This window comes from Lacticaseibacillus sp. 30 (assembly GCF_053819265.1).
This window is the reverse complement of sequence record NZ_JBSOQX010000004.1, coordinates 1-24,908: the sequence shown is the minus strand read 5'-3', so window position 1 is coordinate 24,908 and position 24,908 is coordinate 1. Positions and strand designations below refer to the sequence as shown.

Below are 24,908 nucleotides of genomic sequence, written 5' to 3'. Positions count from 1 at the left end.
CAAGCGGCGATGACTTACTTTACTTTGAGTGGTTTCAATTGCGCTTCGATTTTGTCGAGGGTGACATTGGCTTCTAGCAATGCTGCGGCTGCATAAGCCCCTTCAACAAACGCGACATCATAAACATGCATCTGTTTATCACTGACTTCTTCGGCAATGTCCAAATTCATTTTCGCACTGCCGAGGTCGTAGAAAACAAGCAGTTCAGAAGCTGGATTATCGCCAATTGCTTTTTGAATATGGTCGAGATCCGTGCCGATTTTGCCGTCGCTAGTACCGCCAGCTGTGGTGATAGGAACATCTTTAGCGACTTGTTTGATTAAAGTTTCAACACCATTGGCGATCGCCGGAACGTGTGAAACAAGTAAAATGCCTAGTGCCATAGGATCACTCCTTTACAAGTGTTTGCCTTCATAGTTTGTCGGTTGTCGATCAAGCGGTCGCATCTAAATAGGCTTTCAACAATTCGCCAGTTGAAGCGGCGCCGGGATCAATGTGGCCGACACTCTTTTCACCAAGATAAGACGCCCGGCCGCGTTTAGCGATCATTGGCTCGGTGGAAGCAACCAACTTGTCAATGGCGGCGTCATCGAGCTTGCCTTGTTTGATCAAATCAGCTGCTGGTGCCCAGACATCAAGCATTGTCTTATCACCGGTTTTTGCTTGGCCGCGCTTAGCAATACCCTTTGCGGCAGCATCGACGAGGTCGCCAAAATCGGTGTCGGTTTTGGCAAGCTTAGCCATTTCGAGAAAGGCTGTACCATATAAAGGACCGCTGGCACCGCCGACTTTGCTCAGCATGGCCATTGCAATTGTCTTGAAGTCTTGAGCCAGATCGGTAGTCGGTGGGGTTTTTTCGAAGGCTGCTTTGATCGCTTCGACGCCGCGCTCCATGTTGTTGCCGTGGTCAGAATCGCCAATCACGCGATCAAGTTCGGTGAGATGGTCTTTTTCCTTGGTAATGCGAGTTTCAAAATTCGTCATCCATTTGGTTAATGTATCAGCGTTTAACATCGGTATCCCCCCAACCAACAGTGTGGGCTGACGCATTCAAGTAGGTCAGCCATTGCGGATCGTCTAAAGCCAACATGGTCAATGAGATGCCAGCCATGTCGAGTGATGTGACATAGTTGCCAGCTTTGGTGAAGCTGACAGGTAACTTTTCAGTCTTCAGTTCATTCAGCACATCGCCCATGAAAATGTATTGTTCAGACAACGGGGTAGCACCCATGCCGTTAACCAAGACGGCATACTTGTGGGCTTGTGGATCTTTGAACTCCGCCGTCAACTTGCTAATCAGTTGCTTAGCCAATTGTTTAGAGGTCGGCAGTTTTTCCTGACCGGTGCCAGGTTCGTTATGAATGCCAACACCGAATTCAATTTCATCAGGTTTTAAATCAAACCCGGGTTTGCCGACTTCAGGAACCGTTGCAGCGTGCAATGCTACGGCAAAGGACTTGGTGTTCTTAACGACGGCATCGCCTAACTTCTTCAGGTCATCTAGACTTAAACCAGCTTCAGCAGCCGCGCCGATAATTTTTTCGGCAAAAATAGTACCAGCGACACCGCGCCGACCTTGCGTGTACAGTGAATCTTTGACGGCAACATCGTCATCAACGACTACGGATTCGACGGTGATATCGTCAACACTGGCAAGGTCTTTGGCCATGTCGAAGTTCATCACATCGCCTGAATAGTTCTTGACGATCATCAAAACGCCTGCACCTTGGTCAACTTCTTTAATAGCAGCGTAAATTTGATCTGGGGTCGGGGATGTGAAGACTTGGCCCGCCACCGCAGCATCAAGCATGCCTTGACCGACATAGCCGGCATGCAGCGGTTCATGACCGGAACCGCCGCCAGAGATGACGCCGACCTTCTTATGTTGTTTGAACGCGGCATCATTTCTGACGACCGCCGTTGTATCAGGAATCTGTTTCAAATATTGCGGATAGCTGGCAGCGAGTCCAGCAATCATTTCCGGGACAATATCGCCCGGTGCATTGATGATTTTCTTCATATTTGCAACTCCCTTCTAGTTATCAGTGTAACCCTAACAATGCTAAAATACAGTGATTTTCTAGCAGATATTGATGTTCAGATTGCCTTAAAAACGGTGATGGTGCATGTCATGCTGAGGTGGGTGGGTATCCAGCAAAATCAAATAGATGGCAATGCTTTGCTGCAGAAGGACGCATAAGAAAACCCGTTTTGCTGATAGCAGTCGACAAGCGGGTGGGAAAAACTTTTAAGGGTGCATGGTTGATCAACTTATGTTAATCATAAAGTAAGTCTAAAGTCTTTGCAATCGCTTACACAAAAAGACACAACAAATCTGACTTTGTTGCGTACGCGCCTGGCAGAAGACACATCTAAAGGAATCAGGCTTCGATCATTGGCCTCGGGCAGTTTAGTCTTTAAAATCAGTCACTGTTTCGATCGTATAATTGCCACTATTTTTGAGCAACTTCGAAACGGGACAGCGATTTTCGATTTCGTTGGTGAAAGCCTTAGCAGTATCGAAATCAACGCCTTTGACCATGACCTGGGCGTGCACCAAAAATTGATATTCAGCGCGGGCGCCGATGAAAGCGACCTTCACCCGCACGGCTCCTGTATGCGGCAAACCGTGCTCCTTTTCAACCGCTTCCAGCGTGGCTTCTAGACATGTGCTTAATGATAGCCCCAAAAGTTGCTCTGGGTTGGTTCCGGGATGATCATTCATCGGACTGCTGGTTTGCACTTTAAGTCCACCGGGAATATAAGCGTGGCCCTCCAGCCCTTCGTCATTAATAGCCGTCGCTGTATACAGCGGGTGGTTCCAGCGTTCATCTTGCATGGTGACGCCTCCTCATATAGGTCATTGCGGTAATTCAAGTTTTGGTGCGTGGATGCGAAACGTCATTACTTGGATCAGGTTTCTGATAAGGTTCCGGGTCATTGGCGTGCTCAGGTGGCCGTTGTTCAAAGCCAATGTCTTTAGTGATGAGTGGGCTGCCTTCCCAGATGAGATGTTCCAGCAACGCCATTGTGGTTTGCGCATCGCTCAAGGCGGTGTGGGAAGGCAAATCAACCCCAAGCGCCTCTTTGTAATGTTGCAACGACGGGGTGTGCTTTTTGCCGATGCCGAATGTTTTACGTGCCAAAGCAGCCACATCGAAGGCTTGCACTGGGATGATATCGACATTCAGTCCCGCTCGTAGCGCACGCAGGTCGTTACTTAAGGCAAAACCCACAACGAGTTCATGCTTCAACAATTGTTCAACGGCAGCTTTGGCAAGTGGCAGCGGCTGACCATATTGGGACAACAGATCATCGGTGATGCCTGTGATTTTGACTGAAAATGGCATGACGTGGTGGCCCTCAGGTAATTGGGTAAAAATATCGAAGGCCCCATCAACTTGGTGATGGCGTACCCGGAGTAAACTGATTTCTGTCAGATCAAGTTGGTTGCGATCGGCGACGAACTCAGTATCGATGACAATGTAATCACCACGAGCCAGCCGATCAACAACATCCTTTTGCGACCGCAGTGGGGCTTGATCTGAAGCTAACATGGCCATGGTGGCTGCATCAAGTTGAATTGACTTAGCAGCGCGATCATTAGCTGCTTGGACCAACGGCGCTTCTTCAATGGCAAACTTGGCCGCAAGTCGCGTTGTCAAACGGTCGGCCTGCTCTTGCCGTTGACGACGCAGATCAGCTAAAGACTGGTCTGGATTGCCTAACGAAATGCCAAAGAGTCTGGCCAGCCAAGTCGCAGGAGCAGTTGGCATGCTGGTCAAAACATAGGCGCCGTTAAGATCGGCTAAAGAGAAAACGACCTGACCATTTTCAAGCCAATTTTGTAAGCCAATTGCAAGGAGGTGCACCCAGTCGCTAAAAGGTTGCATGATCAACGGCAATTTGTTGGCGGCTTTCATTTGATCTAACTGGTGAGCCGCCCCAACGACAGCTAGAGCGAGGCCGCGCGTCAGACTTTTGCGATGATTACCAAAGTCGTGAACAGTGAATGCGATTGGGAGTAAGGCGCCACGCGGTCGTAAGGTATAGCGTAGGCGACCGCCTTCAGGATACCAGCGCGCGAGGTCAAACTGAACCTGCCCATGTGTATTGACTTGATTGGTTGAACTTGGCTGCTCTGGACGGTACTCGCGATGTTGGAGAATCGCCATCATCTCATCTAAGCGAATGCGAACTGCGGCGGCATTGTGGGGTTTTACGATGGGGTCACGCAACAATTTATTCAATTGTCGGCGAGCCTGCCGCGGTGAGCGTGTATTTCTTTGCCGATCAGTTGTACGAGCCATGGTGACACCTCCTTTGAGTGAAATTTTGAACACAGGAATAGTATACCAAGTGGACACGAGATTTCACATTTTTGCCATGATTATTCGAGACTAGCAGGTAAAAGGGGCCTTTACCCATGAATGTGGGTTAAAAACTTATTTACCCAAAACATGAACCGTCTATGGAGAATTGAAAAGCTTATTTTTTCAAAGAAAGTTTGCTTACAGATTAAGTTTGTGGCATAACTGTTGTATGGATATCAAACAATCAACAGACGAAATTGCCTTCAAACAACGAATTTTCTTTGCTTTGTCTGAACCTGGTCGCTATACGATTGTCCGCATGCTTTACCACGTCGGTCATGAGATGGGCTGCAACGAGCTGAACCAGCACGTGGAGATTGACAAATCAACGATGTCATATCATTTGCGAACGCTTCGGGAAATTGGCATGATTACCACGCGTACCCAAGGACGACAAAAATTTGTTACGCTGAATACAGGGAAAATTGAATCGGTTTTCCCGGGTTTACTTGAGAAGCTATAAATAAGCACATGGTTGCTTATTTTTTAGCACTGATTGTTTGATAATTTTAAAACCGTAAAACTGATTGGAGACTTTCTGATGAAAGAACGTAGACTTTCGTTTCTATTCTTCTTAGTGATGTTTGTGATTGGCACCGATACCTTTTTGGTTTCACCGTTGTTACCGACATTGACGCAATACTATGGCATTTCGACTAGTCTATCTGGTTTTATTGTCAGCGCTTATGCAGTGGGCTACATGATATCGGCATTATTGATTGGTCCGATTTCTGACCGGCACGACCGCAAACGTATTTTGATCATCGGGTTAATGGTTTTCACGTTGGCGACTGCCGGGTGCGGGCTGGCGAATACGTTTGCGATGATGCTTGTCGCCAGATTCGTCGCTGGTGTCGCGGCGGCCACGGCCGGACCGCAAATCTGGGCGGCTATCCCGGTATTGTTTCCAAAGACGCAAGTTGTCAAAGTAATGGGATATGCCACGGCCGGTCTGGCGGTTGCTCAAATCGTTGGGGTACCATTGGGGAGTTACTTAGCGGTATGGTCATGGCGATTTCCGTTCTTCTTCGTTGGCGTCATTGCCTTGATGTTGACGATGCTGGTCGTGCGTTTCATGCCCAGTCTTAACGAGGCGACAACTTCACGTCTTGCAACTGGTATCTATCGCAAACTTTTTCAGAACAAAACCGTGCTTAAACTGCTAGGGGCATACTTATTGTTTCAAACTGCAAATTTTTGCGGTTTCGCCTTTATCGGCACTTGGTTTGCGAAAAGCTTCCATTTATCAGTTGGTGCCATTGGCAGCTTCATTCTTTTAATCGGCGTTGGTCAGTTTGTTGGCAGTTTGCTGGGCAACCGATTAGTCACTTGGTTGGGTCAGCCGCATGCGTTTCTGCTTGAGTTCTTACTTTTCATTGCTGGGTATCTGGTTTTGCCTTTCACCAATTCGCCACTGACGGCAACGGTCATTCTGGCGTTTATCTATACAATCGGTGGCGCACTGCTGCCATTGTTTATGAGTACCTTGCAAGAACACGCGGGATCAGCCCGCAGCACGATTTCCGCGTTGGCCAATGCCGTCATGTACTTAGGTGGTGTCATCGGCGGTATCTTGATTAAACAGTTTACTGGCTTCTCGGGGATTGCCGTTTTTACAGCGATTGGCGCAAGCTTGGCGATGTTGTTATATGCCCAGCAGGGATATTTTAAGCAATTGCAGACGAGTCGTTAAACACATACAGTACGGCTCAATGAAGCTAGTACTGGAAGACTAAATTTTTTTGCTAATTCAGTTATGTGGCCGCCCCACAGCATCCAAGCCATTTACAACGAAGACACTATTGTTCTTGAAGAATGAGAAAGGTATACTCGAGATAAGAACGTATGTTTGCTATTTGGGAAGAAGGTACCAGCATGCAAGAAAATTTATCTCAGAAGATCTTAGACTTGTTAGATAGTGGCCGGTTTTTGACACTTAAGGAAATAGCTAAGTTATTGAAGATGCCAGAGAAGCCGGTTGAGGAAACTTTATTACACTTAGTAGGATTACAGAAAATGAACCGACGTCACTTTGCAGGGCGCGATTATTTTCAGACCACTCAGCCGCAACAGGCGACCAGCAAATTAAGTGCAGTTGCAGATGATTACTTAGATCAACGACAGGCAGCCCATGCGCTTGGAGTAGCGCGAACTTGCTACCACCATTTGGCTGGGAAAGCTGGTGTTGCCTTATTTGACCAGCTGTTAGCCAAAAAGATGGTTGTGCTGACGGCACCAAATGTGTATCAGCTTACTGAAAAAGGCCGCCACGCATTTGCGCAATTCCTCGGGCGTCCAGTGCATCAGCTGAACATTCAGACTTGCATTGATTTTTCGGAACGCCGGGTTCATTTGGCTGGCAAGCTAGGCAATGATGTCATGGCTAAACTTGTCGCTGAGCATCAACTTGCTTTGACGCAGAATCGACGCGTGCAAGTGACCCAGCCGATTAAGATACAACCGCTGGAGGTACGATATGCTGGCTGAAAAACACCGTTGCGCATGGGGACAAACCAGTAATGACTTGATGCGCGAGTATCATGATGAAGAGTGGGGGCGGCCCAGCCATGACAGTCGCCACTTATTTGAGCTTTTGTCGCTTGAAATCATGCAAGCAGGTTTGAGCTGGCAGACCGTTTTGAATAAACGCGCTGCTTTCAAACAGGCTTTTGCTAACTTTGACTATCGGCAGGTGCAGCAGATGGCACCGAAGATTCCTGTGCTCTTAGAAAATACGCAAATTATTCGGAATCGGCTGAAAGTGACGGCGATCATTAACAATGCGCGCGTGATCGCACAGTTAGCTGCCAAAGGCGAGGACTTTGATCATTACGTGTGGGCCTTTGTCAACAATCAGCCGATTCGGCATCATATTACCAGTCATGATCAGGTGCCTAACACAACCGACTTGGCCAAGCACATGAGCAAGCAAATGAAGGCAGATGGCTTTGCATTTACTGGTCCCGTCGTTATCTACTCATTTATGCAGGCTGCAGGGTTGGTCAATGATCATGAAGCCGACTGTTTTGTTAATCAAATACTTGATGAGTAACGAAATATGTATGAAAAAGCCCACTCGCTGAAATTTGCGAGTGGGCTTTTGAATGGCACTTAATGAAAAAATTAAAGTGCTTCTGGAACCATCTTAACTGGTTTGTTGCCAATCCAGCCGGTGATTTCTTTGAAGATATCGGTGATAGCATCGGTGCCTGGCTTGAGCAGCTTACGAGGGTCGAAGCCCTTGCCTTGCTGATCCTTACCAGCTTCGATGTATTCACGGGTTGCCTTAGCAAAGGCAAGCTGGCATTCGGTGTTGATGTTCAACTTGGAAATACCCATGGTGATTGCCTTTTGAACTTGTTCTTGAGGGATACCAGAACCGCCGTGAAGAACGAGCGGCATCTTAACAGCGTCGTTCAATTCTTGCAGACGATCGAAGTGCAGGCCCTTCCAGTTGTCTGGATATTGACCGTGGATGTTGCCGATACCAGCAGCCAGGAAGTCGATCCCGGTAGCGGCTAATGTCTTGGCTTCTTCAACGTCAGCTAATTCGCCTTCGCCGACAACACCGTCTTCTTCACCGCCGATAGAACCAACTTCGGCTTCAACAGAAATGCCCTTGGCGTGAGCCAACTTAACGATTTCCTTGGTTTTTTCCAAGTTATCTTCAAAGTCGAGGTCGTGGCCGTCGAACATAACGGAGTTGTAGCCGGCAGCAATAGCTTCCTTGGCAGCTTCGTAGTTACCGTGATCCAAATGAATCACAACAGGAACGGTGATGCCCATGGCTTTAACCGTTGCTTCGATCATGGTCTGGCAGAATTCATAGCCGCCCATGTACTTAGCAGCACCCATGGATGTCTGGATGATAACCGGAACGTTCAATTCTTGCGCACCGGCAAGGATGGCGCGTGTCCATTCCAAGTTATTGGTGTTGAAGGCACCGATACAGTAGTGACCTTTATGTGCAGCTTTTACAAGCTCTGCAGCGTTAACTAATGGCATGTAGATATCCTCCTAGGAAATAAACAATTCACAACCGTTGTATTTTATCATATGTTGCGGGAGAAAAGGGCGAGAAAATGATGAGAGCTACTCGAGCAGCGTGACGGCTTTTTATAACACCCGTCATACATATGTCTGTGTGTACGCAAAGTCACTTTGAATGTACCCCGTAATCAGGGAAAATGCTACTGATTTGCTCACTTTTTGCCGACAAAATAAAAAATGACCATCAAATTGAAATTTGTTTGAAACTGGTAGTTGTGTGACCGCAATCGGATATTTAGTCAAGATTAAATGAGATTACTCTCATAAAAAGAAGACGGAAATTTGTTTATAAGTGGCACGTTTCACAATTTAAAATGCTAACTAATAGAAAAGCAAATCGCAATAAGTGGGTATTTCTTAAATTGGGTTAGTTGTTGTATGGTTTGAAAAAATCTGAATTCACAAAGTCTGATCTCTTTGATAAATGAGATCACACTAAGAGCAGTTGACCATGCCGTTGAAAGAACTAAGGTGGAGTTGTCAATAAATTGATAACAATTGAGTTGTTTGCATGACGAAATGCAATAAAGGAGATTTTGATATGGCAACAAAAGCAGCAGATCAGTTAGTCAGTGTTTTGATGGATTGGCAAGTTAAACACGTTTTTGGATTGCCTGGTGATTCAATCGATACCACAGTTGATGCCTTACGTCGACATCAGGATAAGATCAAGTTTGTGCAGGTGCGGCATGAGGAAGTCGCCGCTTTGTCCGCAGCGGCAACTGCTAAGTTAACAGGCGGTTTGGGTGTTTGTCTCTCCATTGGCGGCCCTGGCGCCATTCATCTATTAAATGGTTTGTATGATGCCAAAATGGATCATGTCCCGGTTCTGGCCCTGCTCGGTCAGGTGACGACGAGCAACATGAATGAAGGCTTTTTCCAAGAAGTGAATACACCGAAGCTTTTTGACGATGTGGCGGTTTATAACAAAACTGTCATGGCATCGGATAACTTAGGACAAATTGTCGATACGGCGATTCGCACAGCCTTTACAGAAAAAGGTGTGGCAGTTTTAACCATTCCAGATGATTTGCCAGCTCAAAAAGAAGCTGCTAGTTATCAGGACAGCGCCGCTGCTTTTGCCTTGAATGTGCCGAAAGTTGATCCTAAACAGTTAGAGGACGTTGCTTCGATGCTGCAACAGGCACAAAAACCACTTGCGTTGATCGGTCGCGGTGCTGAGCATGCAGGTGCGTTGGTTCAAAAGTTTGTCGAGGCCAATCACATACCGTTTATTCAAACGATGCCAGCAAAAGGCACTATCGCCGATGATCATCCCAATAGTTTGGGCAATGTCGGTAAACTAGGTACGAAGCCGGCATATGAGGCGATGAAAGCGACTGATCTCCTCTTCATGATCGGGACGAATTATCCATATACGCCTTATTTGCCAGCCGAAGGTCAAGCTAAGTGCGTTCAAATCGACACGCGCCCAGAAAACTTGGGCAAACGTTATTCAGTTGATGTTGCTGTTGACGGCGACGTTGGCACCTTTTTCACCGAACTGAATGCGAAGGGCTCCTTGCGTGATGATGATCGTTTTCTGAAAGCTTGCCAGAAGAATATGGAGAGCTGGAATAAGTGGATGAGCGAAAAGCGCTTGCTGGCTACTAATCCGGCATCGCCTGAAGCAGTCTTCGCAACGATTGATCAAACCGCGCCAAAAGATGCGATTTACTCGATTGATGTCGGTACGTCCACATCATGGGGTGCCCGTTTCTTGAACGTTCAGCCAACGCAAAAGTATACAATTTCCGCATGGTTGGGAACCATGGGCTGTGGCTTGCCAGGCGCGATTGCGGGTGCTGAGGCTTTTCCAAAGCGGCAAAATATCAGTGTCGCAGGGGATGGTGCCTTCGCGATGGTCATGCAAGACTTTGTCACAGCAGTCAAGTACAAGTTGCCGATCATCATGGTTGTCATGAATAATCAGAAGTTGGCATTTATTGAATATGAGCAGCAAAGTGCCGGTCAGTTGAACTATGAAATTGATTTGGCTGATATGGACTATGCCAAAATTGCTGAAGCAGCAGGCGGTATTGGCTACACCGCTCGCAGCAATGACGAATTCAAAAATGCATTAGCCAAGGCATACAAAGAGACCGATAAACCGGTTCTGATCAATACCTACGTCCAAGACGATGCACCGCTTCCAGGCAAAATCGTTGGTGATGAAGCAAAGGGTTACATGAAGTACGGTTCCGAATATCTTGAGAATTATTGGAAGATTCCGTCCATGCCGCCATTGAAGGATATTATGCGGCAATTCTTCTAATTTTCGATTAGCTTGTATCAAAAATAAATGGCTTCAATAAAAAATCCTCACTCCGAGTCATGTCCGAAGTGAGGATTTTTTTTACTTAGAGGGTCTCCCGCCAAGCCGCCATCTCTGTTTGCCATGTCTTGCGAGCCTCATCGCCAGGGGACATGTTGTTAAGTGTCACTTGCGCCAGCTGCTTGTCGAACGAAACATCGAAATAGGTCCAATAGCCGAAAACGTGACCGGCATGGCTGAACCAATTTGGCGTTTTCGAATGCATCCACCCCATACCGTAGAAGTCGTGGGTGAGGGTCAGTGCCTCGTGCCAATCTTTTTCAGACAGAATATCGTGGCGCAACACGGCCTGCGCCCATTTGGCAAGATCGGTTAAGGAGCTGACAACGGCCCCGTCCCCACCTTGGTAGGCACCTCGGCCAAGCACGACAGGTTTACCAGCCGTAACGTCTAGGTCATCATAACTGTTGGCCTCAGCATATTGTGTCCCAAGTCGTGTCTGAGTCATCGCCAGCGGTTCAAAGAAATGTTCCTCAAAAAAGCGTGCTAACGAATCGCCAGTAATTTTTGAGATGATGAAACCAAGCAATAAGTAATTACTGTTGGAGTAAACGCCTTTTTCACCCGGTGTAAAATCCAGTGGATGTTGATTTAGCAACGAAATGACCTCGGTAATCTCATCGCCATGACCAAGATCTTCCAAAATAGGGTAGCTAAGATGGGATTCACTGGCACCAGGCATGCGTTTGGCATAATCAGTTAGTAAAAGCTCGGTGTAATCAGGAATGCCACTGGCCATATTCAACATCTGACGCAAGGTGACTTGATCGGCATAGCGATAGTTCGGCACATAATCTACTAAGGACGCCTCTATGTCGAGCTTGTCAGCCGCGTTCAGGAGTAACACGCTGTCAGCGGTGAATTGTTTACTTAGCGAACCTAAGCCGCTAGTTGTTTGAAGGGTAAACGGCCGTTTCATTGAAAAATCAGCGGCACCATTTTGCCAACTTGAAAGTATTTCAGTCGGATTCACGATGATGGTCGCCCCATTGAGATGGTACTTTTCATTAATCTTTTGATAGCCTTGCCAATCAGTCAATTGATTTCCTCCTAACCGCGCCAGCTCAGGCTCTTAAACGCGTTCACCAGCCCAGAAACCGGGCTGGTTCACGCTCTCTTAAAGTCGGACGTCAACGCCGAGGCCTGGTCGATCTGATAAGGTTAAGGTCGGACCGTCTGCGGTGAAGCCGCCGCTAAGCCAGTCAGTTTCTGCCAGCAACATGAAACTGTCGATATCGCCGTAGTGCACATTCTCGTGTGCGGCGATGAAGTGAGCGGATGCGGCTGTTCCTAGGCGAGTTTCGGCATTGCAACCGACCATGCAAGGTACGCCGGCAGCTGCGGCAGTCGCGTCAATCGCCGCGGCGCCGAACAGCCCGCCCGATTTAGCCAGCTTGATGTTGATCAAATCGGCGGCGTTCAGGCGAATAGCATCGGCGGCATCATGGGCGTTGTGGATACTTTCATCAAGCATCAAGGCAACGGGTGACTGCGCGCGTAACAAAGGTAGAGACAGCAACTGCCAATCAGGCACCGGCTGTTCTATGGCAATTAAATTGGGGGCCCTGAGTTGGGCTGCAATTCTTAACGTTTGCGATACAGTCCAAGCTTGATTAGCATCCACTTTTACCGAGATGGTGGGGCCGACTGCAGCACACACCGCGTTAATGGCGGCGATATCGGCGGCTTCGTTGTCCCCAGCTTTTAACTTTAATGCCGTGAAACCAGCGGCCACATATGTCCGCGCTGAAGCCACCATTTGAGCCGGAGTGCCAATCGGAATCGTGATATCCGTGGTGACGATATGGCTATGACCACCAAGCAGTTGCCATAGTGGCAAGCTGGCTGCTTTACCTAAAATGTCACTACAGGCGGTGTCAATCCCACATTTTAATGCTGTATGACCAGCCATCACGACATCCATGCGTGCATGCACCTGTTCAAGATTGCGCGGATCGCAGCCAGTTAAAGCATTGACGAAAACTGGCAGAGCAGCTTGTTCGGTTTCATTGGTTTCGCCATTTACCGGTGCGTAAGGCGAGGCTTCACCATAGCCGGTGACGCCATCATCAGTCTCGATTTTGATGATCAGTGTGGTGATGTCCCGCAACTCGCCCAAGGCTAACTTAAAAGGCGTTTTAAGTTTTACCTGCCGAGGGAACGCCGTGATTGCTGTGATTTCCATCGCTTACTCCTTCATTTTAGACGTGGTGTCTGTACCTGAATCTGACAGACAAACATTCAAAAAGTATGAAGCAACTGTAGCATCGCTTGCCACCGAATTCAAATCAAAATCTCATTTTGCCAATCTGTTTGTTTTACGTCATATGCACAATGGTTGCACATGCTAGCGGTGACTGCGATGATGGACTTATATTCTTAGAAGGAGCGTTATGTCATGTCAGATATATACGATGATCCCGCATTTTTTAAAGCATACAGCCAGATGGATCGGTCCAAAAAGGGACTAGCAGGTGCCGGTGAATGGCATGAATTAAAAACAGTTCTGCCAGATTTTTCTGGTAAACGGGTATTGGATTTAGGCTGTGGCTATGGTTGGCATTGCCGCTATGCTGCTGAGCATGGCGCCAAAAGTGTCCTCGGCATTGATACCTCCGCTAAAATGTTGGCTGAGGCAGCAGCAAAGACGACCGACCAGCGGATCACTTATCGCCGGATGGACATGCAGGCGATTGATCAATTGCCGGATCAGTTTGACATTATCTTGAGCTCGCTGGCCATTCACTACATTGAGGATTACGCCCAGCTTGTGAAAAAAATCAGTGATAAGCTGCCAGTTGGCGGTCATTTTGTCATGTCGGTTGAACATCCAATTTTTACAGCCCAAGGCAAAGAAGAGTGGGTCACGGATGATCAAGGGCACAACCTTTACTGGCCAGTTGATCGCTATTTCGATGAAAGCCAGCGGAAGACTGATTTTCTGGGGCACCAGATTAAAAAATACCATCGCACTTTGACGACCTATCTCAATACCTTGCTTGATCATCAGTTACGGTTGAATCGCGTGATTGAGCCGACACCGACAGATGAAATGGTTAAAACCATTCCGGGGATGGCAGATGAATTGCGACGGCCGATGATGCTCATTGTGGCGACTACCAAAACGGCGTATACTCATGAAAAATAAATCCTAAGTAGAATAGAAGGAAATAAATCGTGAAGCCAATAATTGGGATTCCCACAGATGAATTGATCGAAGTTAACCCAGTGATGCCAAACAACCATCCTGCCTATGCGCCGCATGATTTGAAAGAGGCTTTTATTAAACTTGATGCTTTGCCGCTGATCATTGCGTTTCCTGATGATGTCAGCCAGACTGAGCAGCTTGCGCAAGATTATGTGCAGCTGATTGATGGCCTCATGTTGCCTGGTGGTCCGGATGTTGATCCCACATTCTATGGGGAAGAACCGCATCCCAAGATTGGCATGACGCTTTATCAGAAAGATCTTTTCGAAATTGCATTGATCAAAGCGGCACTGGCGGCAAATAAACCGATTTTTGGTATCTGCCGTGGCATTCAGATCATGAATGTGGCGATGGGCGGTACGTTGTATCAGGATTTGGAAAGTCAATACCCTGATTTGAAAATTCAGCATCCCCAAGCCACACTGGGCCAATTTGCGACCCACCATGTTGATTTGACACCTGATAGCCGATTGGCTGCCTTGTATGGGAAGACCACGATTAAAGTGAACTCGCGGCATCATCAGGCAGTTAAAACTGTCGGCAAGGGCATGCGGGTGACAGCGGTGGCTCCTGATGGCGTTGTTGAGGGGATGGAGTCAATCGACAATGATCTTTTTCTCGGGGTGCAATGGCATCCAGAAAACATGTGGCAACAAGAAGATCCGCAACAATTAGTGGTTTTTCAAGACTTTTTGGATCGGATTGCTACACATCAAAAATAAGGATGTTACGATTAGCTCGAATAACAGAACAAGCACCTGATCAGCTCAAAAATTCTTTGAGATTGGTCGGGTGCTTGTTTTATTTCGATGAAGGCCTTGGTGCTTCATGATTGTCGATAGTTTTTCGGGACAAGGACATGGTAGCTGCTGTAAAACCTGCCAAATTAGTGACGCTATTTGCAAATTCCCCCGCAACAATTTTTAGACAATCTTTCCTTTTATTTAAAATCATGTAACATTAGGGCCGAACGATACATATGTAACGGTGTTTTTTAACCGGGTGTATCTGAATAATTGGCGAGGGCATTCTAAGAGGAGGAAATCAACATGGGCGATGAAGCCGTCATCGAGCAGCTGACAGAGAAGCAAACTGAGCTGATCGAGTTTCTGTATGTGGATTATAACGGGTTAACGCGTGGTAAGGTGATTCCGCTTGCCAGCTTGAAGGCCAAGCTGGCTGATGGGATTGGGTTGACCAAAGCAACCTTGAATGTCAGTGAACGTGATACGATTTTGCCGGTGGCGGACATGACGCCTATTGGCGAACTGCGCCTTGTTGGTGATCCGGCGTCGGCACATGTCCTACCCTATATGCCGCAAGTTGCCACCTTAATGGGGGATATTTACAATCTTGATAAAACCCCGTACGCATCTGATCCGCGGTCCATTTTGAAAAAAGTCGTCAAGCAGCTTGCTGATGCTGGCTTCACGGTCAAAATGGCCTATGAAAATGAATTCGAGTTATTTACTGGAGATAAAGATCATCGCGAACCGGCAATGCCACATGTCGCCTTTTCCACCGAGTCCATGGATTTTGCGTATCCATTCATTCTGAAGGCGATCGATCAACTGCAAAAAGTCGGCATTATGCCGAACGCTTATTACCCAGAAGGTGGCATTGGTCAGCATGAGCTGAGCATGTTGCCGAGTGATCCGGTGACCGCTGCGGACAATGAGGTGATTTACAAACGGATCATCAAAAATACCGCGAAGGCTTTTGACCTATATGCCTCATTCGCGCCAAAGCCGCTAGTTGATTCGGCCGGGTCAGGGGCACACATTCACTTGTCACTTTGGCAAGATAAAGAAGATGCTTTCTTTGATGACAAGGCAGCGATGCAACTATCCACGATTGGGCAGTATTTTGTCGGCGGTGTTTTGAAACATATTCAAGGTTTGCTGGCATTGACCTGTCCATCGGCTAATTCATATCAGCGCTTGGCACCTGGTCATTGGAGCAGTGCATATGCCACATATGGTCAAGACAATCGTGAGGCGGCAATTCGCATTCCGTCAACCAGTTGGGGTGATCCGGCCAGCTCGATGAACATCGAACTCAAGGCAAGTGATGCGACTGCTAATCCTTATTTGGCTTTTGCTGGTTTGCTGGCGGCAGGACTTGACGGCATCACAAATCACATGCAACCGGATGGCTATTGCGATGTTGATCCAGCCAGTCTCAGTCAAGCTGAGCGCGATGCCAAAGGGATTCAGCTTCTGCCACGCACACTGAGCCAAGCGGTTGACGCTTTTGAGGCAGATTCGCTATTCCAGCAAGTATTTGGCAAGCAATTGGTCGATGCCTACGCGAAAATCAAGCGCGAGGACGATCAGTATTATGCCAAATTGGCATTGGAAAAAATTGCTGCCTTGCATCGCGAATTGTATTAAACTATTTTGACATGATCGTTGTCATGAAGGCTGGCAGCGATCACGTTGTATGAAGGCACTTCGCTTTAAAACTTCTAGGAAAGCGTGAGCTGGTCATTGCACCAGCAAACGTGTGAAGGAGGAAGTATTTTGGACGACTTATCTGAATTTGTCGACCAAGTCCCATTGTTGGATCATCATTGCCATTTTTTGATTGACGGCAAGGTACCGAATCGTGACGACCGGCTCGCGCAGGTATCAACGGAAGCAGACAAAGATTATCCGCTTGCCGATACCAAAAATCGACTGGCTTATCACGGCTTTTTAGCCTTGGCTAAGGAGTTTGCGCTTGACGCAAACAATCCATTAGCGGCCATGAATGATCCCGGCTATGCGACCTACAACCATCGGATTTTCGGCCATTTTCACTTTAAGGAGCTACTTATTGACACTGGGTTTGTGCCGGATGATCCGATTCTTGATCTTGATCAGACGGCAGAGCTCGTTGGTATACCAGTGAAGGCGATCTATCGGCTTGAAACGCACGCCGAAGACTTCATGCTGGAACATGATAATTTTGCGGCTTGGTGGCAGGCGTTCAGTAACGATGTGAAGCAGGCCAAGGCCCACGGGTTCGTTGGGTTCAAATCCATTGCTGCTTATCGGGTTGGACTGCACCTTGAACCGGTCAACGTGATTGAGGCGGCGGCTGGATTCGATACGTGGAAGCATTCAGGCGAAAAGAGACTGACTTCCAAGCCGTTGATTGATTACATGTTGTATCACGTTGCGCCGCTCATAATCGCGCAAGATATGCCGTTGCAATTTCATGTTGGTTACGGTGATGCTGATACCGATATGTATCTTGGCAATACGCTGCTCATGCGCGACTACTTGAACGCTTTTACCAAAAAAGGCTTGAAAGTGGTGCTGTTACATTGTTATCCATACCATCGCGAAGCCGGATATCTTGCCAGCGTGTTTCCGAATCTGTACTTTGATATTTCACTGTTGGATAACTTAGGGCCAAGTGGGGCCAGTCGGGTTTTCAATGAAGCTGTCGAATTGGCACCATATACGCGCATCCTATTTGCCTCCGACGCCAGCACCTACCCAGAAATGTACGGGTTGGCAGCACGGCAGTTCAAGCAAGCCTTGGTGGCACATTTTAACCAATTGCCATTCGTTGACCTCGCCCAGAAAAAGGCATGGATCAACGCCATTTGCTGGCAAACCAGTGCCAAGCTCTATCATCAAGAGCGTGAACTGAGCGTTTAGAAACCGGAGCATAAGCGGCCTTAAGCCTAAATGGCCGGGTTTTGGCCATTTAGGCTTAAGGTCCTTATGTGGAGGTTTCTGCGCAAGTGAACGCGTTTAAAAGAGAGCGCGATTCAGCCCGGTTAGAAACCAGAGCATAAGTGGGCACAAGTGCGATGGCCGTTCTTTGGCCATTGTGCTTGTGGTCCTGATGTTGAGGTTTCTGGGCTGGAGAACGCGTTTAAAGAGGAGTTCCTTCACTAATCATGCAAAAACGTAAAAAATTAACCTTACTCGAGGTATTCGGTCTCTCGATAGCCATGGTTGCCCCAACTGGCGCCATGTCCTTTAACACGGCAAGTGCTGCCGCCAATGCAGGCATCAATATGCCCATTGCTTTCTTGCTTGGTGGGATCGGCGTGTTATTCGTTGCGATTTCTTTTGTCGAACTTGGCAAGCGCATTCCCGGTGATGGGTCAGCCTATGCTTATAATGCCAAGGCGCTTGGCGAAAAGGCGGGCTTCATTTCCGGCTGGCTGCTCGTGTTGACGTACGTGACCTTTGTTTTCAGTTCGGGCGCCATTGTCGGCAATTTTGCTGACGTGTTTTTAAGTCATTTTGGTATTCATTTACCAGTCAACTTGTACAACATCATTGTGCTGCTGCTTGGCGGCTGGCTTAGCCATAAAGGCATCGAATTCTCGACAAGGCTAACGCTGGTGCTTGAGCTGTTGGCGGTTTTGGTGCTGAGTGTCCTGACTGTCGTGATCATTTTCTCAGGTGGTCGCAGCGGCAATTCAGTTCAGCCGTTTATTCCACAACCGCATATGGCGACCGGCCTTGGTATGGGCATGGTATTTGCTTTGATGTCTTTTGCCGGCTTTGAAGGCTCGGCGACGATTGCGCCACGGGCCACCCATCCGCGCAAGGCGATTAGTATTGCTTTGCTGGGTGCCGTTAGCTTTGCAGCAATTTTCTATTTTCTTGTCAGTTACGCCGAAGTCATCGGTTTTGGTTCCGCCCACATCGGCGATCTTGCGAAAAGTACCGCGCCAATGAACTTTCTTGCGACCCATTATCTAGGCACGAACGCCGCAATTTTCATGGACTTTGCGGCGATGGTTAGTTATTTTGCCTGCTACTTCGGTGCGCTCAACGCCGGCGCTTTCATGCTGGAAGCTTTAGGCAAAAGTGGCTATCTGCATCCTTGGCTGGCAGAACTATCAGGTGACAAGCAGACCCCGACGCATGCGCTGGATGGCATCACTGGCTTAGCGTTAATCGTTTATGCGATTTTTGCAATCGGCTTAGGTGTGAGCGCCAGCGACATGTACAACTGGTTCGGAACGATTGGCATGCTCGGCTTGCTAACGGTTTACGTGCTGGTCAACATTGGCGCCATTGTTTACTTCCGCAAAGACAAGGGGCGATCAATGTTTAAACATGTGTTGGCACCAGTCATCGGCATTCTCGTGCTCATTTACCCAATTTACACCAGTCTTTGGCCGATTCCGGCATTCCCGATGAACACCTTCCCATATATCGCGATCATCTGGTTCCTGATCGGTCTATGGGTCGCAACCAAGCGGCGCAATGTTGAAACGAGTTTGGAAGATTTTTAAAGTTATGACCCAAAAAGCTCACCATTTTTGATGGTGGGCTTTTTGATTGGACGTAGGTTGCGACTATCGGTCGGTCGCTACAACTTGCGAATGTCTAATGCCGGCCTTGACATACTTCTCCGTACCATCAGCCACGGCTTGGCGATAGTAACCTTGCTTGTACTCGATTTTATCGAGGGTTCGTTGTAGGTCAGCCATTTGGGCGAGCACCGTGACGTGTAACTGGTCAAAAAAGTCACGGCGTTTCTTTAAGGTTGTATCGCCTTCAAGATTCCACTGCATGAACGTTTTGATATCCTTGATCGACATACCTGCTGTTTTCAGACACTCGATCATTTCGAGAGCACCGAGATTCTGGTCATCAAAACAACGGGCACCAGAAGCGTCTTTTTTGAGTTCAGGGATGAGTCCTTCCTTGTCGTAGTAACGAATGGTGGGGATCGATAGCTTTGTCATCGTGGCAACTTCACCAATTGAATAAGATTTGGACATATGATGACCTCCAATTTTTTAAATAATCGCTTGACCTAAAGCTAACTTTAGGGGTTAGGGTGAGTGTAGCACTTGATCAAGCGTAAGGAAAATCCACTCGGTCACGAACGTTTGGTAGTGATGACTGGGATGAAAGATCAAGGCAGCATTATTTGTCGAGGAGGGACTATTATGTTAGAAGCAACTTATACATTAGCAAATGGCGTACAGATTCCTAAAATCGGGTTTGGCACTTGGATGATTGATGCCGATGCTGATGCTGCGAAAGCTGTTCATGAAGCCATTGACGCCGGTTATCGCCATATTGATACCGCGGAGGCATATGGTAATGAAGTCGGTGTTGGTGAAGGTGTGCGTGCGTCTGGGATCAATCGCAAAGACATTTTTGTGAATACAAAACTGGCTGCCGAAATCAAAAACCATGATGAAGCGGTAAAAGCGATTGATGACTCATTGCAGAAGCTGAACTTGGACTACATTGACATGATGATTATTCATGCACCGAAACCCTGGGCTAAGTACGATGAACCCAATCGTTATTTTGAGGGCAATTTAGAAGCGTGGCGCGCCTTGGAGGAGGCATACAAAGCAGGCAAACTCCGCGCAATCGGCGTTTCTAACTTTGACCCGACTGATTTGGAAAATATCATCAAGCATGCCAAAATCGCGCCAATGGTGGATCAAGTTTTGGCCCACATCACGCAGACGCCATTCAAAACGATTGATTATGCTAAGGCACACAACATTTTGGTTGAAGCTTACTCACCATTTGGTCATGGCGAAATGTTCAAAAACACCGCAATTCAAGCCATGGCTGCTAAGCACCACGTTTCGGTTGCTCAGCTTGGTATGCGGTATCTGTTGCAACTGGGCCTGCTACCATTGCCAAAAACGGTCAACCCAGAACATATGAAGGCGAATGCTGATGTCGATTTTTCAATTGACGATGCTGACATGACCACACTCAAGCAGATGAAGCCTTTGACAGATTATGGTCAGTTTCAGAAGTTCCCGGTTTACAGTGATCGTTTGAGTTAGTGCCGACACACTGCTGGTAATATCAGAAAATTGATACGACAAAATGAGGTGCTGATAAAAAGCGCCTCATTTTTGCTATCCTTGTGGGGATTTATCAAAACTGCTCAGTTGATTGCCGATATTAAGCCCAAGGCCCATTAACCACGACTTTACCAATCATATGCCCTGACTCAACCAAGGCATGGGCTTGGCGCAGATTTTCGGCATTCAATGGCTGCAGGGTTTTGGTTAATAGGGATGGACTCGATATCGTTTGCTTTGAGTTCAACAATTAAATCGTGATAAAACTTCTTCGTTAACCTGACGAGCATCTTTTGAAGAAAATTCGCGACCAAGCAATCAAAAAACGACATCTATTGAAAACCATTTCTTTAAATAAGCGAATATCTTCTAGGAAAGCTTATTTGTTAGCTATGGAACTTTAAAGAATGACATTCAAAAGATCAATCAGATGTTTTCGAAATCTGGCGTTAGGGTAGTCATTCGCGATAATAAAATTCAGGTTACCGGAAATGAAAAAGCCAAACGCCGACTGATTTCGCATTTCATTATGGAGGAAGCACCTCATCATTTCGTTGATCGATCCTTGCTCACACAAAACTTTAATCGTACCGATGTTGAACAGATCGAGCAAATTATCAAAGAAGAATTAGCGCCATCAACATTAAAACTCAATGATTATGCATTGATAAATCTCATGATGCATTTATTGATTATGATTCAATCCTTACATCACGACGATACATTGCTATCCCGCGATGCCTATAGTTCATGGCTAAACACGTATGATGCGGCTATTGTCACGAAAATTATTAAACGTATTGAGAACGTTTTTAACCTTATTTTAAATAAACATGAGCGTGAAGAGATCCACATGTTGTTTCATGCTAATGTTGACCATTTACCGCTAAGTGATCGTGACAAGTTAACCACAACTGTTGGTGACAACATTGTGCGAGCGATGAGCTCATTATTTGCAGAAGTCCAACACATATTTGGGATTGATCTAGATAACGATTATTTCGTTTTTCCGTTCAGCTTGCATCTCAACAAATTATTTTCTCGCGCCATGCAGGGATCCAGTCTGAACAGTCCGCTAACCGAATCTTTAAAGCAGGATTTTCCGGTAGTTTTTGAGCTGGCAGTTTTTGTTTCTTTTCGGCTTAGTCAATTGTTGCACATTCCAATCACGGAAGGCGAACGAGCATATATTGCACTGCATATTGGTGCTGAATTAGATCGCCAAAAGCAACACTCTGAAAAAATCAGAACAGCTATTTTTTCACCGAACTATATGAATTTGAACACGCAACTGTATCAGCATGTTTCTAAGCAATTTGAGCATGATTTGAATGTTGTTGCCTTGGTGAATGACCCTTCTGAGCTTGATAAGCTCGATGTTTCGCTGCTTATCACGACAGTACCTCAGGCTTCATCGATGGCTTATCGAGTCGTGACAATTTCGCCTTTCATGACGAGTAAAGAGAAAAGCACCATCATGGCGACAATTGAGGAACATCGTCGTAACGTACAAAGGGATTTTTTAAGACGCTATTTTGATATCTACTTCGGTGAGCAATTCTTCTTTACATTGCAGCCAATCATGCAACGGGATCAAGTTGTGACCTTGATGTGTGATCAACTGGAGCACCGCCATATTGTGTCTCCAAGTTTTCGACAGCATGTTTTTGAACGTGAAGAAGCGGTTGGTACTGCTTTTGGGACGGTCGCTCTGCCACATTCTGTGTACATGGAAGCAAGGCAGACAACTTTTAGTGTCGGCATAGCGAAAAACTCAATTCGTTGGGGAGAGCGACGTGTCAATATTGTCGTTCTTGCAGCTATTAGTCAAAATGATCAACAGCGCTTTATGCGTTTGTATGAAGCCTTAATCACGATGTTCAGTGAGCCGCAAGTGGCGACTGCCCTTGCACGTGTTAGGAATTTTGAACAATTTAAAAATGTCGTCAAAACAAACATGTGAGGTGGCTTATTGCCCTAGTTTTTATAACATGATGTGTCAGCATACTGAGCCTAAATTAAAAAGTGGTTGACCACATTAGCAACAAGCTAATGTGGTCAGCCACTTTTTAATTTTAGCGCTAAGAATCACATTTCGGCCACAGAACAATGCTCCGTACTTAAATCTCGAATTCTGCGTTTAAGGGTAGCCGTGCTAATACCGGTTTCTTTGGAAATTTGTTGATACGTCTTACCGTGCATATGTGCATCGAAAGCTTTCCTAATTTGTTGGTCACTATAAAGCTTTTTGCGACCTTCATGGTAATTGGGATTATGTGCTCGAGCGTATTTTTTCCCTTCTTGTGTCCGACTAATAATCAGGTCTCGTTCAAATTGGGCGAAAGCCGAGAAAACGGTGAATATCAGTTTGCCGGTCGGTGTCTCGTCAATGAGACCAACATTCAGGATGTGTATCCCAACATGATGATCAAACAATGTCTGCATGACATCCAATGCTTCACGCGTATTCCGCGCAAAGCGATCTAACTTTGTCACGACCAAGATATCACCAAACTGCAACTTAGATAATAACTGTTTAAAAACCGGCCGACCCGTGGTCGTGCCGGTGTATTTTTCCTGATAAATTTCATCGACACCTGCTCTACGCAGTTCTTCTATTTGTGACTCAAGACGCTGGCCTTCAGTGCTGACGCGTGCATAGCCATATCTCATCAAAACACTCCTATCATCAAGGCCGAATTGTATCACAACTTGAAAGATTAGAGCCGAAAGCAAGAACTCCCAAAATTATAGCATAAAAATGTTTTATGGAAACAATTAGAATTAAATAACTATCGGTATTTATCGTTGAGGCTGTTTCTTATTTGTTATTAAGTGGACAAAAAGACTGGCTCTTAAGTGTCGAGTTGTAAGCGCAAGAACAATTGCAATGTCAGTGGCTAAAAGTTCACCTGAGAGGAGGGTAAAAATGTGACGAAGATGACAGCTAAAGTGGCGAGAACTGGGCATTTGTTCGCGGTCTTATTGATTTTGATAAGCATGTTAACAGGCTTAGTGACAAGTGGCAGTTCAGTTGTGACAGCCGCTGCTAACATTCGCCCAACCTATCAAACCGATGCTAATGGTACCTATCCGACAAATTCGTGGCAGGTCACGGGACAACAAAATGTAATCAATCAACGTGGCGGGGATCAAGTTTCAGGGTGGGATAACAATACAATATGGAATGGTGATGCGACTGATACCACGAATTCTTACCTGAAATTTGGTGACCCCAATAATCCGGATTATCAGATTCGAAAATATGCTAAAGAGACGAATACCCCCGGATTGTACGACGTTTATTTGAACGTCAAAGGCAATACCCAGCAAAATGTGAAACCTGTAGATATTGTCTTAGTTGTTGATATGTCTGGGTCAATGGAGTCAAAAAATAATGGCGGCACAGATCGAGCTGGTGCCGTTCGTACTGGCGTTAAGAATTTCTTGACTTCTATTCAAAACGCCGGTCTGGGTGATTACGTCAATGTTGGCTTAATTGGTTTTTCTAGTCCCGGCTATATCGGTGGCGGCAATAAAACCACTGGACCGGGTTATATTCGCGTTGGATTAGGCAAAGCAGGAAATACCAGTCAGCAACAAGCGATTAATAGCGCATTGAGCCCAACTTTTAATGGTGGTACGTATACGCAGATTGGTTTGCGGCAAGGATCAGCCATGCTGAATGCGGACACCAGTGGCAATAAAAAGATGATGATTTTGTTAACAGATGGTGTGCCGACTTTTTCTGATAAGGTAAAAAATTCAGTGGTTGAAAACGGCACATTGTATGGCACTAACTTTGGAACTACCAGAGATGAACCCGGCTATACCGCAGAACTTAAAAATCCGTACATCGATAGTTCAGGTGATTATATATATGATACTTGGCCAGCAACATTAGGTGAGGCTAAGAAGGCAAAAGATAGCGGTAATGAGGTGCACGCTTTAGGCATTCAACTGGCTGGCGACGACGGCTACTGGTCGGAAGGCTACATGTCAGACGAAGATGTGCGTCAAAATATGGAACTTATTCCCACTTCACCAGATCTATACGAAGATGCCGATAGTGCCGATGCCGTTGAGGCTTATTTGAATAATCAGGCAAAGGACATTGTCAAAAACTTTAATACTATCATT

The 24,908-nt window shown here is 46.6% G+C and carries 23 protein-coding genes and 3 pseudogenes; 14 read left to right on the top strand and 12 right to left on the bottom strand.

What is annotated here, in order from left to right; all coding sequences use genetic code 11:
• Positions 1–14: 14 nt before the first annotated feature.
• Genes dhaM through dhaK form a run of 3 tightly spaced genes read right to left on the bottom strand, consistent with a single transcriptional unit; the run spans position 15 to position 2,020 of the window.
• Positions 15–383: a dihydroxyacetone kinase phosphoryl donor subunit DhaM gene (gene dhaM / locus ACWPAB_RS03715; RefSeq protein ID WP_003563416.1), complete on the bottom strand. Its 369-nt coding sequence runs from the start codon at positions 381–383 to the stop codon at positions 15–17.
• 49 nt (positions 384–432) lie between these two features.
• Entirely contained in the window at positions 433–1,014 is a 582-nt protein-coding gene (gene dhaL / locus ACWPAB_RS03710) for a dihydroxyacetone kinase subunit DhaL (RefSeq protein WP_003583307.1), read from the bottom strand.
• Positions 1,001–2,020 carry a dihydroxyacetone kinase subunit DhaK gene (gene dhaK / locus ACWPAB_RS03705; RefSeq protein WP_003563420.1) on the bottom strand — a complete coding sequence of 340 codons (1,020 nt, stop codon included), beginning with the start codon at positions 2,018–2,020 and terminating at the stop codon, positions 1,001–1,003. The genes dhaL and dhaK overlap by 14 nt, the downstream gene beginning before the upstream one ends.
• 39 nt (positions 2,021–2,059) lie before the next feature.
• Here dhaK and ACWPAB_RS03700 point away from each other — a divergent pair, with 39 nt between their 5' ends.
• The gene (locus ACWPAB_RS03700) at positions 2,060–2,200 is read left to right on the top strand and encodes a hypothetical protein (RefSeq protein ID WP_003563422.1); all 141 of its coding nucleotides are present in this window, start codon (positions 2,060–2,062) and stop codon (positions 2,198–2,200) included.
• Between the two features lie 210 nt (positions 2,201–2,410).
• Here the strand turns inward: ACWPAB_RS03700 and ACWPAB_RS03695 are convergent, their stop codons facing one another.
• Positions 2,411–2,839: an OsmC family protein gene (locus ACWPAB_RS03695; RefSeq protein WP_003573613.1), complete on the bottom strand. Its 429-nt coding sequence runs from the start codon at positions 2,837–2,839 to the stop codon at positions 2,411–2,413.
• 34 nt (positions 2,840–2,873) lie between these two features.
• Positions 2,874–4,310 (bottom strand): 3'-5' exonuclease, encoded by a 1,437-nt coding sequence (locus ACWPAB_RS03690; protein WP_016381802.1) that lies wholly within the window; start codon positions 4,308–4,310, stop codon positions 2,874–2,876.
• 232 nt (positions 4,311–4,542) lie between these two features.
• Here ACWPAB_RS03690 and ACWPAB_RS03685 point away from each other — a divergent pair, with 232 nt between their 5' ends.
• The 4 genes from ACWPAB_RS03685 to ACWPAB_RS03670 all read left to right on the top strand — a co-directional run bounded on the left by ACWPAB_RS03685 (position 4,543) and on the right by ACWPAB_RS03670 (position 7,425).
• A complete protein-coding gene (locus ACWPAB_RS03685; protein WP_003577801.1) occupies positions 4,543–4,836 on the top strand; it encodes an ArsR/SmtB family transcription factor in 294 nt (97 codons plus the stop codon).
• A 78-nt stretch (positions 4,837–4,914) separates the two neighbouring features.
• Positions 4,915–6,066, top strand: a complete 1,152-nt coding sequence (locus ACWPAB_RS03680; protein WP_003577802.1) for an MFS transporter — start codon at positions 4,915–4,917, stop codon at positions 6,064–6,066.
• A 182-nt stretch (positions 6,067–6,248) separates the two neighbouring features.
• Positions 6,249–6,860, top strand: coding sequence for a hypothetical protein (locus ACWPAB_RS03675; RefSeq protein WP_003577804.1), 612 nt, complete (start codon positions 6,249–6,251; stop codon positions 6,858–6,860).
• On the top strand, positions 6,850–7,425 hold the full coding sequence (locus ACWPAB_RS03670) for a DNA-3-methyladenine glycosylase I (protein WP_003563438.1): 576 nt from the start codon (positions 6,850–6,852) through the stop codon (positions 7,423–7,425). Before ACWPAB_RS03675 ends, ACWPAB_RS03670 begins: the two co-directional genes overlap by 11 nt.
• 71 nt (positions 7,426–7,496) lie before the next feature.
• Here the strand turns inward: ACWPAB_RS03670 and fba are convergent, their stop codons facing one another.
• Positions 7,497–8,378, bottom strand: a complete 882-nt coding sequence (gene fba / locus ACWPAB_RS03665) for a class II fructose-1,6-bisphosphate aldolase (protein WP_016381801.1) — start codon at positions 8,376–8,378, stop codon at positions 7,497–7,499.
• Positions 8,379–8,964: 586 nt separating this feature from the next.
• On the opposite strand from fba, the gene ACWPAB_RS03660 reads away from it, so the two are divergent.
• On the top strand, positions 8,965–10,698 hold the full coding sequence (locus ACWPAB_RS03660; RefSeq protein ID WP_003577806.1) for a pyruvate oxidase: 1,734 nt from the start codon (positions 8,965–8,967) through the stop codon (positions 10,696–10,698).
• An 85-nt stretch (positions 10,699–10,783) separates the two neighbouring features.
• On the opposite strand, the gene ACWPAB_RS03655 is transcribed toward ACWPAB_RS03660, so the two are convergent.
• Both ACWPAB_RS03655 and ACWPAB_RS03650 read right to left on the bottom strand, forming a co-directional pair.
• On the bottom strand, positions 10,784–11,797 hold the full coding sequence (locus ACWPAB_RS03655; RefSeq protein WP_003573627.1) for a serine hydrolase domain-containing protein: 1,014 nt from the start codon (positions 11,795–11,797) through the stop codon (positions 10,784–10,786).
• Between the two features lie 78 nt (positions 11,798–11,875).
• Positions 11,876–12,943: a mandelate racemase/muconate lactonizing enzyme family protein gene (locus ACWPAB_RS03650; protein WP_003569022.1), complete on the bottom strand. Its 1,068-nt coding sequence runs from the start codon at positions 12,941–12,943 to the stop codon at positions 11,876–11,878.
• A 213-nt stretch (positions 12,944–13,156) separates the two neighbouring features.
• Between ACWPAB_RS03650 and ACWPAB_RS03645 the strand changes: the two genes are divergently transcribed.
• The 5 genes from ACWPAB_RS03645 to ACWPAB_RS03625 all read left to right on the top strand — a co-directional run bounded on the left by ACWPAB_RS03645 (position 13,157) and on the right by ACWPAB_RS03625 (position 19,217).
• Entirely contained in the window at positions 13,157–13,906 is a 750-nt protein-coding gene (locus ACWPAB_RS03645; RefSeq protein WP_003563450.1) for a class I SAM-dependent methyltransferase, read from the top strand.
• A gap of 29 nt (positions 13,907–13,935) precedes the next feature.
• The gene (locus ACWPAB_RS03640; protein WP_003577810.1) at positions 13,936–14,688 is read left to right on the top strand and encodes a gamma-glutamyl-gamma-aminobutyrate hydrolase family protein; all 753 of its coding nucleotides are present in this window, start codon (positions 13,936–13,938) and stop codon (positions 14,686–14,688) included.
• Positions 14,689–15,015: 327 nt separating this feature from the next.
• Positions 15,016–16,359, top strand: a complete 1,344-nt coding sequence (locus ACWPAB_RS03635) for a glutamine synthetase family protein (protein ID WP_003573631.1) — start codon at positions 15,016–15,018, stop codon at positions 16,357–16,359.
• 129 nt (positions 16,360–16,488) lie between these two features.
• Positions 16,489–17,616, top strand: coding sequence for an amidohydrolase family protein (locus ACWPAB_RS03630; RefSeq protein ID WP_016381800.1), 1,128 nt, complete (start codon positions 16,489–16,491; stop codon positions 17,614–17,616).
• Between the two features lie 245 nt (positions 17,617–17,861).
• Positions 17,862–19,217 carry an APC family permease gene (locus ACWPAB_RS03625; RefSeq protein WP_003589893.1) on the top strand — a complete coding sequence of 452 codons (1,356 nt, stop codon included), beginning with the start codon at positions 17,862–17,864 and terminating at the stop codon, positions 19,215–19,217.
• 63 nt (positions 19,218–19,280) lie between these two features.
• Here the strand turns inward: ACWPAB_RS03625 and ACWPAB_RS03620 are convergent, their stop codons facing one another.
• Positions 19,281–19,709: a MerR family transcriptional regulator gene (locus ACWPAB_RS03620; RefSeq protein WP_003563458.1), complete on the bottom strand. Its 429-nt coding sequence runs from the start codon at positions 19,707–19,709 to the stop codon at positions 19,281–19,283.
• A gap of 171 nt (positions 19,710–19,880) precedes the next feature.
• On the opposite strand from ACWPAB_RS03620, the gene ACWPAB_RS03615 reads away from it, so the two are divergent.
• Positions 19,881–20,747 (top strand): aldo/keto reductase, encoded by an 867-nt coding sequence (locus ACWPAB_RS03615; protein WP_003573636.1) that lies wholly within the window; start codon positions 19,881–19,883, stop codon positions 20,745–20,747.
• Between the two features lie 121 nt (positions 20,748–20,868).
• Here ACWPAB_RS03615 and ACWPAB_RS03610 read toward each other — a convergent pair.
• Positions 20,869–20,979, bottom strand: a pseudogene (locus ACWPAB_RS03610) (alcohol dehydrogenase); the annotation flags it as partial.
• A gap of 1 nt (position 20,980) precedes the next feature.
• Positions 20,981–21,144, bottom strand: a pseudogene (locus ACWPAB_RS03605) (family 1 glycosylhydrolase); the annotation flags it as partial.
• Between ACWPAB_RS03605 and ACWPAB_RS03600 the strand changes: the two are divergent.
• Positions 21,142–22,731, top strand: a pseudogene (locus ACWPAB_RS03600) (BglG family transcription antiterminator); the annotation flags it as partial. The pseudogenes ACWPAB_RS03605 and ACWPAB_RS03600 sit on opposite strands and share 3 nt — an antisense overlap.
• A gap of 125 nt (positions 22,732–22,856) precedes the next feature.
• On the opposite strand, the gene ACWPAB_RS03595 reads toward ACWPAB_RS03600, so the two are convergent.
• Positions 22,857–23,441, bottom strand: coding sequence for a recombinase family protein (locus ACWPAB_RS03595; RefSeq protein WP_003573651.1), 585 nt, complete (start codon positions 23,439–23,441; stop codon positions 22,857–22,859).
• Between the two features lie 258 nt (positions 23,442–23,699).
• On the opposite strand from ACWPAB_RS03595, the gene ACWPAB_RS03590 reads away from it, so the two are divergent.
• On the top strand, positions 23,700–24,908 hold a 1,209-nt coding region (locus tag ACWPAB_RS03590), incomplete at its 3' end, for a vWA domain-containing protein (protein WP_455692700.1).